The organism is Pedobacter nototheniae, assembly GCF_004335085.1.
Taxonomy (GTDB): Bacteria; Bacteroidota; Bacteroidia; order Sphingobacteriales; family Sphingobacteriaceae; genus Pedobacter; species Pedobacter nototheniae.
The window spans coordinates 72972-87848 of sequence record NZ_RQRS01000008.1 but is presented as its reverse complement, the minus strand read 5'-3'; the positions used below and the strand labels follow the sequence as shown (position 1 = coordinate 87848).

Here is a 14877-nt window from a genome sequence, read left to right as displayed (position 1 = left end):
GAGAATACAAACATAACCAAATTATATTCTAAATTTTAACATAATTTATCTTATATATTTTAATTTTATTTTTTTAGATTTACCTAAAAATAAAATTAGACACATATAAATGCAAAGCTTCACCGAAGAGAATTATTTAAAAGTAATTTATCATTTATCAGAAGGCGCAAATGCGGTTCAAACCAACGCTATTGCAGAGCAAATTCAAACTAAACCCGCATCTGTAACGGATATGATTAAGAAACTAGCAGAAAAAGGCTTAGTTGACTACATTAAATATCAAGGCGTTACTTTAACTGATAAAGGCAAACAAGCAGCCATAAATATAGTACGTAAACACCGTTTGTGGGAAGTTTTTTTGGTTGATAAGCTTAATTTCAAATGGGATGAAGTGCATGATGTTGCCGAAGAACTCGAACACATTAAGTCGGAAAGTTTAATTGAGCGCTTAGATGAATTTTTAGGTTTTCCAAAATCAGATCCTCATGGTGATCCTATTCCAGATAAAGATGGTCGTTTTGCGAAAACACAGTTTGTTAAACTGATTGAATTAAAGATTGGCGAAAGCGGCACTATAACAGGCGTAAGTCAGCATAGTTCAGCATTTTTAAAGCATTTAGAAAAACTAGGCTTAACACTTGGCAAACAAATTAAAATTTCTGATGTTACGGATTTCGATGGTTCTGTAGAAATCATAGTTGAAGAAAAACAAATTAATATTAGCAGAGAAGTGGCGAAACACATATTAACAACAGGAAATGGCAAAATCTGAATCACTAAGTGAAGTCCATCAAAGCGTAGCCACGGATAAGAGAAAAGGATGGCGCAGAATATTGGCATTTATTGGGCCTGCTTATTTAATTAGCGTTGGCTATATGGATCCAGGCAACTGGGCAACCGATTTAGCTGGAGGAAGTAAGTTTGGTTATCAGCTTATTTGGATTTTATTAATGTCCAACCTCATTGCATTATTACTTCAATCTTTAAGCGCCCGTTTGGGCATTGTACGCGGATTGGATTTAGCTCAGGCATCAAAACATGCTTATCCTCGCTGGGCAAACATTCCTTTATTTGGATTAGCACAAACAGCAATTATTGCTTGCGATTTAGCTGAAATTATAGGAATGGCAATTGGTTTACAACTGCTCTTTGGCTTACCCTTAATTTGGGGAATTTCTATTACCATTTTTGATACCATTCTTCTATTATTTCTTTTAAATAAAGGCATGAGGGCTATGGAAGGCTTTATTGTATCAATGGTTTTTATTGTTGGGCTTTCCTTTTTGGCTGAAATGTTTATTGTAGAACCTTCCATAAAAGAGGTAGTTAAAGGTTTTGAACCTTCTCTTTTAAGTGGAGATGCTTTATACATCGCCATTGGAATTATTGGTGCAACGGTAATGCCCCACAATCTTTATTTGCATTCATCTTTGGTGCAAACTAGAAAAATAGAGCGTACAAATAAAGGTATAAAAGAAGCTTTAAAATTTAATTTGATTGATACAACCGTTGCCCTAAACTTAGCTTTTTTTGTTAATGCCGCCATTTTGATTCTTGCTGCAGCTGCATTTTATAAAAATGGATTGCATGAAGTGGCGGAGATTCAGGATGCACATAAATTACTATCAAACATATTCGGAAATATTGCCCCAACTTTATTTGCGATTGCTTTAATTGCAGCAGGGCAAAGCTCTACCGTAACAGGTACCCTTGCTGGGCAAATTGTAATGGAAGGTCATATTAGTTTAAGAATCCAACCTTGGTTAAGGCGTTTAATTACCCGTTTATTGGCAATTATTCCTGCATTTTTTACAATTCTACATTACGGAGATGACGCCCTGGGTGGCTTATTAGTGCTTAGTCAGGTTGTTTTAAGCTTACAATTAGGTTTTGCTATTATTCCTTTAATACACTTTACTTCCGACAGGAAATTAATGAAGGATTTCGCTATTAAAACTTGGGTTAAAGTTTTAGCATGGGCAAGTGCTATCGGAATTATAGCCTTAAATGTTAAACTGGTTATTGAAGAAATTAGTACTTGGACAAAAAACTCTGGTGGTTGGTGGATTTATGTAATTATTTTTCCGGCGGTAATTTTAACGGTTCTTTTCCTTATTTATGTTTTTTTGCATCCCATTTTGGATAAAAGAAACCTGGAAAAACAAATGGTGCCACACGGCAATGCTTTGTCAATTGGTAATATTGAAAAAATTAAATATGAAAGAATTGGTATCGCAATTGATTTTTCTAAAAACGATCGTAATACCATTAGGCATGCCCTAATTCAGGGTGGCAAAGATGCACACTATTACTTAATGCATGTGGTAGAAACTGCTGCTGCACGTTATCATGGAGATAAAGTTATGGATCATGAAACACAAAGCGACGCAGAAAATCTGGAAAAATACAAAAGTAATCTTGCAGATTTAGGCTATGATTCAAGCACTTTTATTGGTTTCGGAAGTACGGCAAAAGCCATTGCAGATATCAGTAACAAAAATGAATTGGAGCTTTTAGTAATGGGTGCACATGGTCATAAAGGCTTAAAAGACTTAATTTTTGGCACTACAGTAGATTCTGTAAGACATAAAGTTACTATTCCAGTGCTTATTATCAGATAGCAACTTACTTTTTAATAGCCTTAATTATGGTTTTAATTCCGCCTTCGCCGCTGTTATATTTTACTAGTTTCCCGGTTGCGGAATAAAGATACATAGCTGGATATTTAGAGGGCAAAAACGCTGGGATAAAGGTTTTATTTTTATCTTGAAGAACCGTAACATTAGGTTTTGTATCTAATCCTGGTGCGTATGTTTTAAAAAACTGGGGAATAATATAAGCTTCATCAAGAGTAATCATGTAAATATTTACATTTTTGAATTGTGCATAGTTATCTTTCAAAAGGTAAGCTTCTCTTTGGCAATGTTCGCAACTACAATCAAAAAGAATAAACAGATTTTGCTTACCCTGTTTCATATCTTTATTAGAGAAGGTTTTACCATCTAATTTAAAAAACGAAAATTGAGGCAATAAAGCTGGTTGTTGTGCATTTGTTTGAATAGCCGCAAATAAAACAAAGACGAAAAGAAGGTTTTTTAATTTCATTATAGTATTGATTACGTTCAAACATATTTAATTAATTCTTTAAAAAACAATAAAAATTGAGGTTTTACAAACAGATGAACAACATTCTTGTTAAATATCTTCAAGATGATTTAATTAAAAATAGTTATAACATTAATTTTTAAGATATTTGCATCCCAGCTATTTTAGCTAGTATTAAATGCCGGTTAACTTTAAACCTGCTAACAGAAAGAGATAAATTTTGAAAAACGATATTAATATAAAAAATAAGAGAGCGTATTTTGATTACAATTTAATTGATAAATATGTAGCTGGAATTGCACTTTTAGGAACTGAAATTAAAGCTATAAGACAGGGAAAGGCAAACATGACAGATGCTTTCTGCATGTTTATTGGCGATATTTTATATGTAAGAAATCTGCATATTTCGGAGTACAGTCATAGCTCATTTTATCATCACGATATTAAAAGAGATCGGGCGCTGTTGCTTCAAAAAAAGGAGCTTAAAAAGTTAAGAGTTAAAGGGGAAGAAAAAGGTTATACAATAGTTCCTTTGCGCATTTTCATAAACGAACGTGGTTTCGCTAAAATGGAAATTGCTTTAGCTCAAGGTAAGAAAGAGTTTGATAAACGTGATAGTATTAAGGATAGGGACAGCAAACGCGAACTGGACCGTGCAATGAAAAGATAAATTAATTAGCAGTTTTCGGTTGGTAAGCAACTAACTGAAAACTGCTATCCATATGCTCACCAAGCTTGATCGCCAACTAAGGGCACAAATCTAAAAGTATCTAAAACTATTTTTTCGTATTCTGTATCGCTTACACGAATTACGGTTACCATTTTTTGGGTATTTTCGTCACCCACGGGGATCACCAATATGCCACCAACTTTAAGTTGTTTCAATAATATTTCGGGAACCAAAGGTGCGCCAGCAGTTACAATAATTTTATCGTACGGCGCTTTCTCGGCAATACCTTTAGAACCATCGCCACAATAAAAACTTGGCTTATATCCCATTCCAGGTAACACTTGAATTGTTCTATTAAAGATATTTTCTTGCCTTTCGATAGTAAAAACTGTTGCGCCCAGCTCCATTAAAATACAAGTTTGATAGCCTGAACCTGTTCCAATTTCTAAAACTTTATCGCCTTTTTTAATGTGCAAAAGTTCACTTTGATAAGCAACAGTATAAGGTTGAGAAATGGTTTGTCCATCTCCTATTGGGAAGGCAATATCTTTATAAGCCTGATTCCAAAAGGTTTCATCAAAAAAGAAATGACGTGGAACTTTACCAATTGCCTTTAGTACATTTTCATCTTCTATTCCTCGAGATTTTAATAACTCTACAAGTTTCTTCCTTGCACCACGCTCACGATAATTATCAACAAATTTATAGGCCATTTGATGCCAAAATTAGCTTTTTTAAATGGGGAAACAAGGCTAAAATCATTCTAATATGATAAGTGACAGTAAATCAAAACTAAAAACATTTTCTTTAATTTAGCCATAAGAATAATAATTATAAGTTTAGTAAATAATTATTTTTACTTTTGATATCTTAAAAAAAACTACCATTTTACATGAAAAGAACTCTATTAAGTTTATTTATTTCACTTATAACGTTAAGCTCCTTTGCACAATCTACAAGTGCCGATTATAACTATTCAGTAGGATTAAGAGTTTTTAGTTTAATGCAATTGCCAAAAATTTTAAACCAAACCAATACACAAGATTACACAAATGCTTACGCAAACGGTCTTTTATTAAAATTTAACGATAATCAAATAAGTTATAGAATTAGTGCAAGCTACTTCCGTAATAACGTTAAATTTGATAATACTTGTGCTACATGTGAAATCGGAAGTGGAAAATCAACAGATTATTCATTCAAAATCGGATTCGAAAAAAACTTTAATTACTCACGAATACAGCCTTATTTTGCTTTTGATTTAGGTTACCGTTCTAACCGCTTTACTGGAACGGTTTCTCCAAAAAACGCAGCAATCAATAGTGTTAATCAAACAGCAGATGCAACCAAAAATGGTTTAGTTTTATCACCAGCAATTGGGTTAAAGGTAAATGTTGTTTCGCAATTGAATGTTTTTGTAGAAAGTAATCTAGATTTCTATTATTCTTACGAGAAGCAAGATATCACTGATCCAAATGGAGCGGCAAGAACAGTAAATACGTATAGAAAGTGGGAATTTTTATTAAATCCAATATCTGCAGGGATTCAGTTTAACCTTAACAGAAAAAATTAATAAGGATCTACGTCAATTTGGATTAGCACGCTTTTAAATTCTTTAGTTGCATTAAACTCTGTTAAGGTTTCTCTTAATGCATTTTTAACCTTTTGAATTGCGGTATGCTTATCGGCCTTAATAATTATTTGCTTAATGTAAAAGTTCCTTACACGACTTACCAATGGCTGTTCGGGACCTAATACACGTTGCCCGAATTTACTTTTAAGCGTATTTGCAAGCGTTGTAGCTGCACGATCCAACACATGCGAATCTTTATGCTTTATGTAAAGGAAAATCATTCTGGAGAAAGGCGGATATAAAAATCGCTCCCTTTCGGCAATTTCATCATTATACATGCCCAAGTAATCATTATTAACTACTTGCTTTATAATTCTATTCTCCGCATCGTAAGTTTGGATGCAAACGCTCCCTTGATCGGCCCTCCTTCCTGCCCTACCAGCAACCTGCGCAAGTAACTGAAAGCTTCTTTCATAAGCTCTAAAGTCAGGATAACCTAGTAAAGTATCAGCATTGATAACACCAATTAGATTAAGATTATCAAAATCTAAACCCTTGGCAACCATTTGAGTACCAATTAAAATATCAGTTTTTTTGTCCTGAAAATCATTCAGAATTTGTTGTAAGCCATTTTTGGTTCTTGTACTATCCATATCCAATCTGGCGATGGTTACCTCTGGATAAAGAATTTTAAGTTCTTCTTCAATTCTCTCCGTTCCAAAACCTTTTTGCTCCACATGTACCGATCCACATGCTGGACAAATATTTACGCTACTTTGGTAATATCCACAATAATGGCAATGTAATTTACCGCTACTTTTATGATAAGTTAAGCTTACATCGCAGTTTACGCATTTTGGGGTATACCCACAGGTTGCACAAATTAAAATGGTTGCATATCCCCTTCTATTCTGAAAAAGAACAATTTGTTCTTTTTTTTCAAGCGCTAAATCAATGTCTTTAATTAATACACTCGTAAAATAAGAAACCATTTTTTTTTCTTTGGTTTCTTTAGAAATGCTAACAATTTGCTGATTTGGAAGTTGAACTCCACCAAAGCGTTCTTTCATTTCTACCAGCCCGTATTTACCATTTAAAGCATTAAAATAACTCTCCAGTGATGGCGTTGCAGAACCTAAAATTACCTTTGCCTGATGCAAATGACCTAGATAAATTGCAGCATCTCTGGCTTGATAGCGTGGTGCGGGATCATATTGCTTATAAGATGGTTCATGCTCTTCATCTACCACAATTAATTTTAAATCCTGAAAAGGCAAAAAAACAGCAGAGCGGGCACCCAAAATCACTTTATAGTTACCGTTTCTAACCTTATTCCAGATTTCTACACGTTCACTATTGTTAAATTTAGAATGGTAAACACCTATTGCATTTCCAAAATAGCGTTTAATCCGTTCAACAATTTGAGTAGTTAAAGCAATTTCTGGTAATAAAAACAGTACCTGTCCATCGTTTTCCTGTATAATTTTCTCAATAAGTTTAATATAAACCTGTGTTTTACCTGATGCCGTAACACCGTGCAAAAGCACAACATCTTTTTCTTGGAAAAATTGATTTATACTTCCCAAAGCCTTTTGCTGACCATCATTTAGAGTGAAATTTACGCTAAACTCTTCATCATGAGCGGCAAGCCTACTAACTGGCCGTTTCATCACAACAAAAACATCTTTATCTGTTAGGGCTTTTAAAGCAGCTGTCCCGCAATTACTTTCATCAAGTAACTGCTGTTTAGAAATTGGTATTCCTGTTTTGTTTAATTTGAGGTAGGTAAGCAATGCATCCAACTGCTTTGGCGCACGTTCTAAAATTTCGAAAAGCTGTTTTAAATTCTCCTCTTCAGCATAGAAATCATTTAATAGAATAAAAGATTTTAGTAATGGTTTATATTTCTGAACAACTTCTTCCGCCACATAAATCAACTCTTTATCAAGCAAATGATTTATAATTGGATAAATTGTTTTTTGACCAAGAAGCTTTGATACGTCATTAACTGTTAGTTTTTGCTGTTTTTTTAAGGTAGAAATAATCAATTCTTCCTTATCGGTTAATGTAGCATCTTCATTATAATCATCACGAAGGATAAGAATGGTTTCGCTAGCCAATTTTAAGCTTGCTGGGAGTGCAGCGGCCATTACATCACCTTCATTGCACATGTAATACTGTGTCATCCAGCTCCAAAATTTAAGCTGATTAGCATTAATTACTGGCGTTGCATCTATAACATCAATAATATATTTGGCTTCGTAAGCTACTGGTGGATTGGTGCTTACTCCACTAATTAATGCAGTATAAATTTTATGTTTACCAAACTGAACTACAACTCGCTTCCCTATTTCTATTTGATGATTTAAATCAAAAGGTACACGATAAGTATAGTTTTTTGCTAAAGATAACGGCAAAATAACTTCTACAAAAAGTGTTTCTCTTTCTGAAAAAAAATCGGTTTCGGATGTGTTCATTATTTATCTTTTATTGCCGCAAAAAATAGCATTATCCAACCTAAAACAAACAATAAGCCTCCTATTGGTGTAACAGGACCTATTAAATTAGTAAAACTTAGATTTAAAATGCTACGGGTGGCAAGCAAATATAAAGAACCGGAAAATAATATAATGCCAAAAGTAAAACAGAAATATGCAATATTTATTAGTTTATTTCTATAACGGGCAAATGTAGAAAGGTATAAAAGTGCAAATGTATGATAGAACTGGTATTCTACACCTTTCTGCCAAATTTCTATTGACGGTGCATCTATTAGATTTTTTAAGCCGTGAGCACCAAAAGCACCTAATAATACAGCAACAGCACCAAAAAAAGAAGCAGTAAGGATAATTCGTTTATTCATAAAACTTTGCTTAAAGCAGCCGCTAAATTAATAAATTGGCGAAGAACTTCTTACTAATCGATGTAATAAATTAAATTTGTTGCATAAACACATGAAAAAAATAATAATATTATTAAGCGCATTATTTCTTGGGGTAGCCTTTATGGCTTATTTATATTTTACAAAATTAAGTACAGATAATAATGCAAAAGATTTAGCATTACAATCGGCTACCAATAATGCCTCTCTAATATTTTCCTTCCAAAATGATAAGGGATTTTATGATATTATTGCCGGGCAAGGGCTTATACAACAGGTTTTAGGAAAAGAAAAAACTAAATTATTAAGTGATTTAAAAGAAGCAATTATAAACAAACCTGCGTTTAACAACTTTATTAAAGATCAACAAATTTACCTAAGTGTTTTACCTGATTCGAATAAAACCTTAAATTTCTTGTTAACGGTTCAAATTCAGACTGAAAAAAAAATCAAGCAATTTTACGATCAACTTAAGGTGAGTGGCGCAATCTCTAAAGGAGGAGAAAAGAATATATTTACGTTGAAGCTAAATGATAGCACCTCAATTTTTATTGGAATAGAAAACAAAGTGATTACAGCCTCTACATCAATAAAGTTGGTAAAAGATGCCGAAACCAGGTTAACTGAAAATCCATTTACGGAATATATAAAAGAGAATAACCGTTTTAACAAAAATGTATTAGCACATATTTATATAAATTTTAATCAGGCACCTTTGCTACTTAAAAACATAATAGCAGGAAATATTAATGGCGAAATTTCTTTGTTTAATAAGCAAAATAGCTTTGCATCACTTAATTATAACTTCAGCAAAGAGAAAATTTTGTTCAATGGCAGTACAGAGTTAAAATCGTCAGATAACTATCTTAAACTTTTTGAAAATACACCGTCACAAAATATCACCATTACCAATTTACTTCCAGATAATACTGCAAACTATACTTTGTATGCTACAGATGATTATAAAAAATGGCTTAAGAAGTTAAACGGTTGGTTAACCGAAAAAAATGAAACTGAGAAAGCATTAAAAATAATTAAGAATATAAAAACGGAATACAGAACAGATTTAAATACGATCTTTCCTGTTTATGCAAAAAATCAATTTATTATTTTTCAACTAAGCACAGCAGAAAAATTAGGTGCGATTTCTTTAACCAATGGAGAAAAAGTAAAACAATTGCTGTTGGATATAAGTGCTGATTATGATGAAAATATTAAACTTTTTAAATCGGCTGATATTTTATATCCATTTTTTGGTGAACCATTTAAAAAATTTGGCAGACCATACTATACCATTATCGATAACAATTTAGTTGTAGCTAATAACGCAAGCACAATTCAATCATTTCTTAGTCACTACAAAAACAATAAATTATTAATGCAAACGCCACAATATGTGGATGCATTAAATCAAATTTCTAATGTTTCTAACATTAGTTATTACATTAACACTAAAAATTCGGCAGATATTTTTAGAAGCAATATTTTATTGCCATTTTACAAACATTTAAGAGCAGATAGCGCATTGAAAAATTTTGACACTTTCTATTACCAAATGAGTGCCGACAAAAATAAATTTATCACTAACATGCTTTTAAACAAATATTTAAAAACTGAAATACCAGATTCAACCAGCAACCGTTAATACAAAATAAGCCGTAACTCTCGCCTACATGAAGAAACTTTTACTAGTGCTAGCCATAATACTTAGTTTTAATAAATTAAGTGCTCAGCAATATTCCTTATTTGGAACGAAAACCATGTTTGATGCTTTTGAAAATCCATCACAAAAGTCATTCACTTTAGATTCTTCAAGAAAATTTTCATCTAATTTCTTCCTACCATATTTTGGTGTAAATGGCGCAAATAAAGGTCCTGCAGAATATGTAATTAGAAAATATGTACAAGAAGGTGTAAATGACACCAGAACGCTGGATATTGGAAGTGGTAAACTCAACAATTTCTACGAAAACAGTAACGTTTACATTGCAACATTTCGAATTTTCAAATCTTATAAGTATCAAAAGGAAATGGGATTTGCCTGGCAAGTCAGATCAGATTCTCACATAGATTATACAAACGAAACTTTGGCAATTTTTGATTCTTATACAAGGTTTCCAACAAATACCCCTCTCAATAATATTTTCAACACAAATGGCTATCAGCAAACTTATCATCAATTTAGTTTTACCTATCGCGAGAACTACAATAAACGCTTGGCTTTTGGATTGAAAGCCAGTTTATTAAGCGGTATTTTATACAACAAGCTTAACATTTATAATTCTAGCCTTTACATTAGCGAAGCACAAAATGCACTAGCAATTGGTTTGAATGGAACCTATTCAAGCAACTTCAGGGATACAAAGGATATTGATAAAAAAACGTTTTTCCCTGATTTTAAAAACCCCGGCTTATCTTTTAGTTTCGGAACAAATTACACGACTAAAAAAGGCTTGTTTTTAATAGCTAACATAAAGGATTTAGGCTTTATCTGGTGGCGGAATAGTTCTCAAAGAACATCAATCAACACAAATAAAATTATTGATGATTTAGCTTTTAATCAATCAAATACAAATCAAGAAATTAAAGACATCTTTTTACTTTCAGAGCAACCTAAAAAGTTTTTAAGTCCAACAAATGCAAAAGCTGATGTATACATTTCTAAAGTATACGGTTTTTACAAACCAGGGTTAGTGATATCTAAAAATTTGTTTTATCAAGGTGGAGATATTGCTTTGATTAATACATTTAGTTACAATAATTTTTCGGCAAGTGTTACGCCACTGTATAACCTAAATAATATTTTCATGGTTGGTTTACAGGGAAAATATCAAACCCCAAATTTCGAACTGTTTTTAGGAACGGATAATTTAACATCGACAGCAAGCCAAGTTAATGGGCTTATAAAAAGTGATGCAAGCATTGGCAGTGGTCCAAATGGTGCATCGTTCTACATGGGTGTAGGGATTAAATTTGGTAATATTGTAAACCATCCGCAGTTTAGCGATACAATGCCAGGCATTAACGACAAAGAAGGTGGAAGTTTCTTTAAAAATCTGTTTTCAATTTTTAAAAGAAAATAGTTAAACTTTCTTTTTCGGTTGAGTTAAAACAAAATCCTTCAGGTAAAAAGGTTCAAAGTAAGCTACATTTTCAAAGTTATTTACTTTAAAGGCGTTAAAAGCTAAAGCAGACATATAACTAGCTGAATTAAAATTAATTGCGTTAAAAGCTGAATTTGGATGTGATAAAGTTTCAGCACATTTTGCAGCACCATCACCCAAAAAAACCATTTGATTTTTATCAAGAATGGATTTAAAACTTGTATCATCAATGATTTTTGCTGAAGTTGGCTCTAAAACCATTAATTCAGCATCAAAAATTGCGGTATAAACTTCCATTCTTCTGGCGTCAATCATTGGACATACTAGACCGTTGTACTCAGGATTTTCGTAAAAAAAACCAGCAGCCATCATTTCCAGAGTTTCTATTGCAATTAATGGAATATCTAAGGCATAACACAATCCTTTAGCGGTAGAAACACCAATACGAAGACCTGTATACGAACCAGGGCCCTTACTTACTGTAACAGCATCTAAATCTTTATAAGTTAAGCCAGCACTCTTAATAACACCGTCAATAAATAAGGTTAAATTACTGGCGTGAAGATTTTGGCCACTTTCTTCTTTTAAAGCAACCGTTTTTCCGTCAATTGATAATGCAACAGAGCAAATTTGAGTAGCTGTTTCAATTTGAAGTATTTTAGCCATGAGGCAAAGATATTAATAAATGAAAAATGGATTATAGAAAATTGCTAAGAACTAAAAAAAATTTAAGGAACTGGATCGTGCCCGTGTTTACCCCAAGGATGACAACGCCCTATTCTTTTAATCGTTAACCAGCCCCCTTTAAAAGGTCCATGTTTTTTGATGGCCTCCATTCCATATTGAGAACATGTTGGTGTAAACCTACAATTTGCACCAAGCATTGGAGAAATGGCATACTGGTAAATTCTGATTAACATTAAAAAAAACCAGCCGAAAATTTTATTTATGATCTTCATTTGGTTGAATCAGAGTTTTAAATCGCTTAAAAGTAGACAGAAGTTTTTTCTCTAAAAAGGCGTAATTATATTTTTCTTTGCCAATAAATTGAATAGAAAATAAAAGCAGGCCTTTATCTTCAGGCAGTTGGCTATAAAAATTTTCTTGCTTATTTAAACGGTAAACTTCTCTAATACGGCGTTTTAGTAGATTACGATCTACCGCCCTTTTATATCTTTTTTTAGGAACATTAATTACCACTTGAGCCTGAACATCAGCCTGATAATCAATAAAAAGATAGGAAATACGAAATGGGTATAATAAAAAAGAAGAACCGTTTTTAAACAACAGATCTAAATGTTTTCTGCTGCATAACCGTTCTTCTTTTCGAAATGTGTACATATTTTTTTGATTGATAATTGCAGATTTTGATCTGCCGATTTCGGTTAGCCCGAAAAAGCAATCAAAAATTATGCTTTGTGCTTGCGCTCGTCAGAAACTGTTAATCTTTTTCTTCCTTTAGCACGACGTGATGCTAATACTCGTCTGCCGTTAGCTGTTGCCATTCTTTCGCGGAAGCCGTGTTTGTTTCTTCTCTTTCTTTGCGAAGGTTGGAATGTTCTTTTCATGACTGTATATTATCTGTTGTAATTTTTAAAATTAAGAGGTGCAAATATAAAATTATTCGTTTATAAATGCAAGTCTCTTTTGTTTTTATTTTTTATTGAATGGCAAATGTAGCAATTATTATTGAACCTCCCAGCCCAACCTTAATCTATGTGAGTAAATTTTGGATATTAACCATCTATTTATCTCTATAAATGCATTACATACCAAGTGCAGCCTTTAATTTAACATAACCAGTTTTGCTCACAGGCAACCAGATATCTGATTTTAAAAGAACTACATAACTATCTTTTTCCTTAAGTTCAATTTTAGTTACTTGTGCAAGGTTAATAATGTAAGAGCGATGGATTCTTATAAATTGAGTAGCGTCGAGCGTTTGCTCAAAGAAAGACATGGTTTTATTCTTATAAAATGAGCCATCAACAGTGCTTAATTTCACGTAATCATCATCGGCTTCTAGATAATTTATATCAGCTACAGGAATAATTTTAATTACGCCATCCTTTTTCACCACTACCCTATTATTTTGAGCAGGGCTTAAAGCTGCTGCATCTAAAACTGCTTCGGTATTTTCTGACTGATTTAAACGCGAAGGTAACTTCTGCATTGCCTGATCAAAACGAGTTTTATCTATAGGTTTTAATAGGTAATCTACGGCATTTACCTCAAAAGCCTTTATTGCAAACTCATCAAATGCGGTAGTAAAAATAACGGCAGGCTTATTTTCAACAAGTTCGAGCATTTCGAAACCGCTAATTTTCGGCATCTGGATATCCAAGAAAATAAGGTCAGGCTTATGCGAACTAATGGCTTTCAGGCCTTCAAAACCATCATTACATTCAGCTATAATTTCTATGTCTTTATAATCAGAAAGATAATGTTTTACAATATCCCTGGCTAGAGGTTCATCATCAATTAGTATAGTTCTGATCATTTTTTTGAGGAATTTTTAAGGTGGTAATATATAAATTATTTGCCTCAGTTTCGGTTTGCAATAAATCGGCGTTAGCAAAAAGCAAATATAATCTTCTTTTTATCGCTGTCAAGCCGAAACCTGTTCCTCCGGCAGCTTTCATTTCAGGATCGAAAGGATTTTGCACCCTAACCTTTAAAATTTGCTGCTGTACGCTAACATCAATTTTTATAGTTATACCTGCCGATGTGTTGTATAAACCAAACTTTATGGCATTTTCTACGATAGGCTGAAGCAATGTTCCTGGTAAACAAAGCTTAAGAGTGTCATCAGCAACATTAACTTCTATATTTAATCGATGGCTAAACCTTACTTTTTCAATATCCAGGTAAAGCTGAATGTATTCCATCTCCTCCTCTACCGAAACCCATAATTCATCATCACGTTTTAACGTCCCTCTTAAAAAAGATGCTAATTTAGTAATCATTACACCTGCTTCTTTTGGATTAACCATTGTTAATGCAAAAACTGAATTTAAACTATTGAATAAAAAATGTGGTTGTAGCTGATGTCTTAGCTTGTTTAATTCTGCTTCTTTGGCAAGGTTTTGAGCAGATAAAAGACGCGATTGAGTTTCCGATTGTTCCTCTAGCCTATACCATAAAATATTAGCTAAGGCACACCATCCCAAGCACATAAACGTAATTAACCCTCTAAACGGAAAAGAGAAATTATAAAAATCCTTGTAATTTTTAAAATCAGCGAAAACATAAAACAAGCTATATTTTGCTATATAAAGTATTACAAATGTTAAAGCCAGCGTAACAATTAAAACATATAAAATCCTTTCGTTTTTAGGCTGATAATATCCTAACATATTGCTAATGCTTATGCAAGCTATGGCCAACAAAAAATTACTTATAAAACTATCGGTAAAGGAAATTAACCACGAAAAATTAATATAATAATGCAATCCTACTGCACATAAAACAATCCATGCAATAGCGATTGCCGAAGATATTTTTTTTATCTGTGGTACAGATAGTGGTCTAGTTGTCAAAGCGG

16 protein-coding genes are annotated in these 14877 nt (G+C 32.9%); 6 read left to right on the top strand and 10 right to left on the bottom strand.

Annotated features, from left to right (window positions below; translation table 11 throughout):
• Window positions 1-109: 109 nt before the first annotated feature.
• Window positions 110-772: a metal-dependent transcriptional regulator gene (locus EHC72_RS08930; RefSeq protein ID WP_131537338.1), complete on the top strand. Its 663-nt coding sequence runs from the start codon at window positions 110-112 to the stop codon at window positions 770-772.
• Window positions 759-2621, top strand: coding sequence for an Nramp family divalent metal transporter (locus tag EHC72_RS08925; RefSeq protein WP_131537337.1), 1863 nt, complete (start codon window positions 759-761; stop codon window positions 2619-2621). The genes EHC72_RS08930 and EHC72_RS08925 overlap by 14 nt, the downstream gene beginning before the upstream one ends.
• Before the next feature lie 4 nt (window positions 2622-2625).
• Here the strand turns inward: EHC72_RS08925 and EHC72_RS08920 are convergent, their stop codons facing one another.
• Window positions 2626-3105 carry a TlpA family protein disulfide reductase gene (locus EHC72_RS08920; RefSeq protein WP_131537336.1) on the bottom strand — a complete coding sequence of 160 codons (480 nt, stop codon included), beginning with the start codon at window positions 3103-3105 and terminating at the stop codon, window positions 2626-2628.
• Between the two features lie 220 nt (window positions 3106-3325).
• On the opposite strand from EHC72_RS08920, the gene smpB reads away from it, so the two are divergent.
• Window positions 3326-3775, top strand: coding sequence for an SsrA-binding protein (gene smpB, locus EHC72_RS08915; RefSeq protein WP_131537335.1), 450 nt, complete (start codon window positions 3326-3328; stop codon window positions 3773-3775).
• Between the two features lie 56 nt (window positions 3776-3831).
• Here the strand turns inward: smpB and EHC72_RS08910 are convergent, their stop codons facing one another.
• Window positions 3832-4488 carry a protein-L-isoaspartate(D-aspartate) O-methyltransferase gene (locus EHC72_RS08910; protein WP_131537334.1) on the bottom strand — a complete coding sequence of 219 codons (657 nt, stop codon included), beginning with the start codon at window positions 4486-4488 and terminating at the stop codon, window positions 3832-3834.
• Window positions 4489-4667: 179 nt separating this feature from the next.
• Between EHC72_RS08910 and EHC72_RS08905 the strand changes: the two genes are divergently transcribed.
• Window positions 4668-5348 carry a hypothetical protein gene (locus EHC72_RS08905; protein WP_131537333.1) on the top strand — a complete coding sequence of 227 codons (681 nt, stop codon included), beginning with the start codon at window positions 4668-4670 and terminating at the stop codon, window positions 5346-5348.
• Here the strand turns inward: EHC72_RS08905 and priA are convergent.
• The gene (gene priA, locus EHC72_RS08900; RefSeq protein WP_131537332.1) at window positions 5345-7825 is read right to left on the bottom strand and encodes a replication restart helicase PriA; all 2481 of its coding nucleotides are present in this window, start codon (window positions 7823-7825) and stop codon (window positions 5345-5347) included. The two genes, EHC72_RS08905 and priA, sit on opposite strands and share 4 nt — an antisense overlap.
• The gene (locus EHC72_RS08895; protein WP_131537331.1) at window positions 7825-8211 is read right to left on the bottom strand and encodes a DUF423 domain-containing protein; all 387 of its coding nucleotides are present in this window, start codon (window positions 8209-8211) and stop codon (window positions 7825-7827) included. The genes priA and EHC72_RS08895 overlap by 1 nt, the downstream gene beginning before the upstream one ends.
• A gap of 91 nt (window positions 8212-8302) precedes the next feature.
• Here EHC72_RS08895 and EHC72_RS08890 point away from each other — a divergent pair, with 91 nt between their 5' ends.
• Entirely contained in the window at window positions 8303-9874 is a 1572-nt protein-coding gene (locus EHC72_RS08890; RefSeq protein ID WP_131537330.1) for a hypothetical protein, read from the top strand.
• Between the two features lie 28 nt (window positions 9875-9902).
• Complete coding sequence (locus EHC72_RS08885; protein WP_131537329.1) at window positions 9903-11312, top strand: DUF5723 family protein; 1410 nt, start codon at window positions 9903-9905, stop codon at window positions 11310-11312.
• On the opposite strand, the gene tsaB is transcribed toward EHC72_RS08885, so the two are convergent.
• From tsaB to EHC72_RS08855, 6 genes are all read right to left on the bottom strand, one after another.
• Window positions 11313-11999: a tRNA (adenosine(37)-N6)-threonylcarbamoyltransferase complex dimerization subunit type 1 TsaB gene (gene tsaB, locus EHC72_RS08880; protein ID WP_131537328.1), complete on the bottom strand. Its 687-nt coding sequence runs from the start codon at window positions 11997-11999 to the stop codon at window positions 11313-11315.
• 62 nt (window positions 12000-12061) lie between these two features.
• Complete coding sequence (yidD, locus tag EHC72_RS08875) at window positions 12062-12292, bottom strand: membrane protein insertion efficiency factor YidD (RefSeq protein ID WP_131537327.1); 231 nt, start codon at window positions 12290-12292, stop codon at window positions 12062-12064.
• Window positions 12276-12620: a ribonuclease P protein component gene (locus EHC72_RS08870; RefSeq protein ID WP_394346877.1), complete on the bottom strand. Its 345-nt coding sequence runs from the start codon at window positions 12618-12620 to the stop codon at window positions 12276-12278. The genes yidD and EHC72_RS08870 overlap by 17 nt, the downstream gene beginning before the upstream one ends.
• Window positions 12621-12742: 122 nt before the next feature.
• Window positions 12743-12901, bottom strand: coding sequence for a 50S ribosomal protein L34 (rpmH, locus tag EHC72_RS08865; RefSeq protein WP_090883778.1), 159 nt, complete (start codon window positions 12899-12901; stop codon window positions 12743-12745).
• Between the two features lie 197 nt (window positions 12902-13098).
• Window positions 13099-13833: a LytR/AlgR family response regulator transcription factor gene (locus EHC72_RS08860; RefSeq protein ID WP_131537325.1), complete on the bottom strand. Its 735-nt coding sequence runs from the start codon at window positions 13831-13833 to the stop codon at window positions 13099-13101.
• Complete coding sequence (locus EHC72_RS08855; protein ID WP_246029407.1) at window positions 13811-14872, bottom strand: sensor histidine kinase; 1062 nt, start codon at window positions 14870-14872, stop codon at window positions 13811-13813. The genes EHC72_RS08860 and EHC72_RS08855 overlap by 23 nt, the downstream gene beginning before the upstream one ends.
• Window positions 14873-14877: the final 5 nt, after the last annotated feature.

Bases quoted from the DNA above. Each gene is read 5' to 3' on its own strand.
- EHC72_RS08890 (WP_131537330.1), top strand. From the start codon at position 8,303: ATGAAAAAAATAATAATATTATTAAGCGCATTATTTCTTGGGGTAGCC.
- EHC72_RS08885 (WP_131537329.1), top strand. From the start codon at position 9,903: ATGAAGAAACTTTTACTAGTGCTAGCCATAATACTTAGTTTTAATAAA.
- EHC72_RS08910 (WP_131537334.1), bottom strand. From the start codon at position 4,488: ATGGCCTATAAATTTGTTGATAATTATCGTGAGCGTGGTGCAAGGAAG.
- EHC72_RS08930 (WP_131537338.1), top strand. From the start codon at position 110: ATGCAAAGCTTCACCGAAGAGAATTATTTAAAAGTAATTTATCATTTA.
- EHC72_RS08860 (WP_131537325.1), bottom strand. From the start codon at position 13,833: ATGATCAGAACTATACTAATTGATGATGAACCTCTAGCCAGGGATATT.
- EHC72_RS08920 (WP_131537336.1), bottom strand. From the start codon at position 3,105: ATGAAATTAAAAAACCTTCTTTTCGTCTTTGTTTTATTTGCGGCTATT.
- priA (WP_131537332.1), bottom strand. From the start codon at position 7,825: ATGAACACATCCGAAACCGATTTTTTTTCAGAAAGAGAAACACTTTTT.
- yidD (WP_131537327.1), bottom strand. From the start codon at position 12,292: ATGAAGATCATAAATAAAATTTTCGGCTGGTTTTTTTTAATGTTAATC.
- rpmH (WP_090883778.1), bottom strand. From the start codon at position 12,901: ATGAAAAGAACATTCCAACCTTCGCAAAGAAAGAGAAGAAACAAACAC.
- EHC72_RS08895 (WP_131537331.1), bottom strand. From the start codon at position 8,211: ATGAATAAACGAATTATCCTTACTGCTTCTTTTTTTGGTGCTGTTGCT.
- tsaB (WP_131537328.1), bottom strand. From the start codon at position 11,999: ATGGCTAAAATACTTCAAATTGAAACAGCTACTCAAATTTGCTCTGTT.
- EHC72_RS08905 (WP_131537333.1), top strand. From the start codon at position 4,668: ATGAAAAGAACTCTATTAAGTTTATTTATTTCACTTATAACGTTAAGC.
- EHC72_RS08925 (WP_131537337.1), top strand. From the start codon at position 759: ATGGCAAAATCTGAATCACTAAGTGAAGTCCATCAAAGCGTAGCCACG.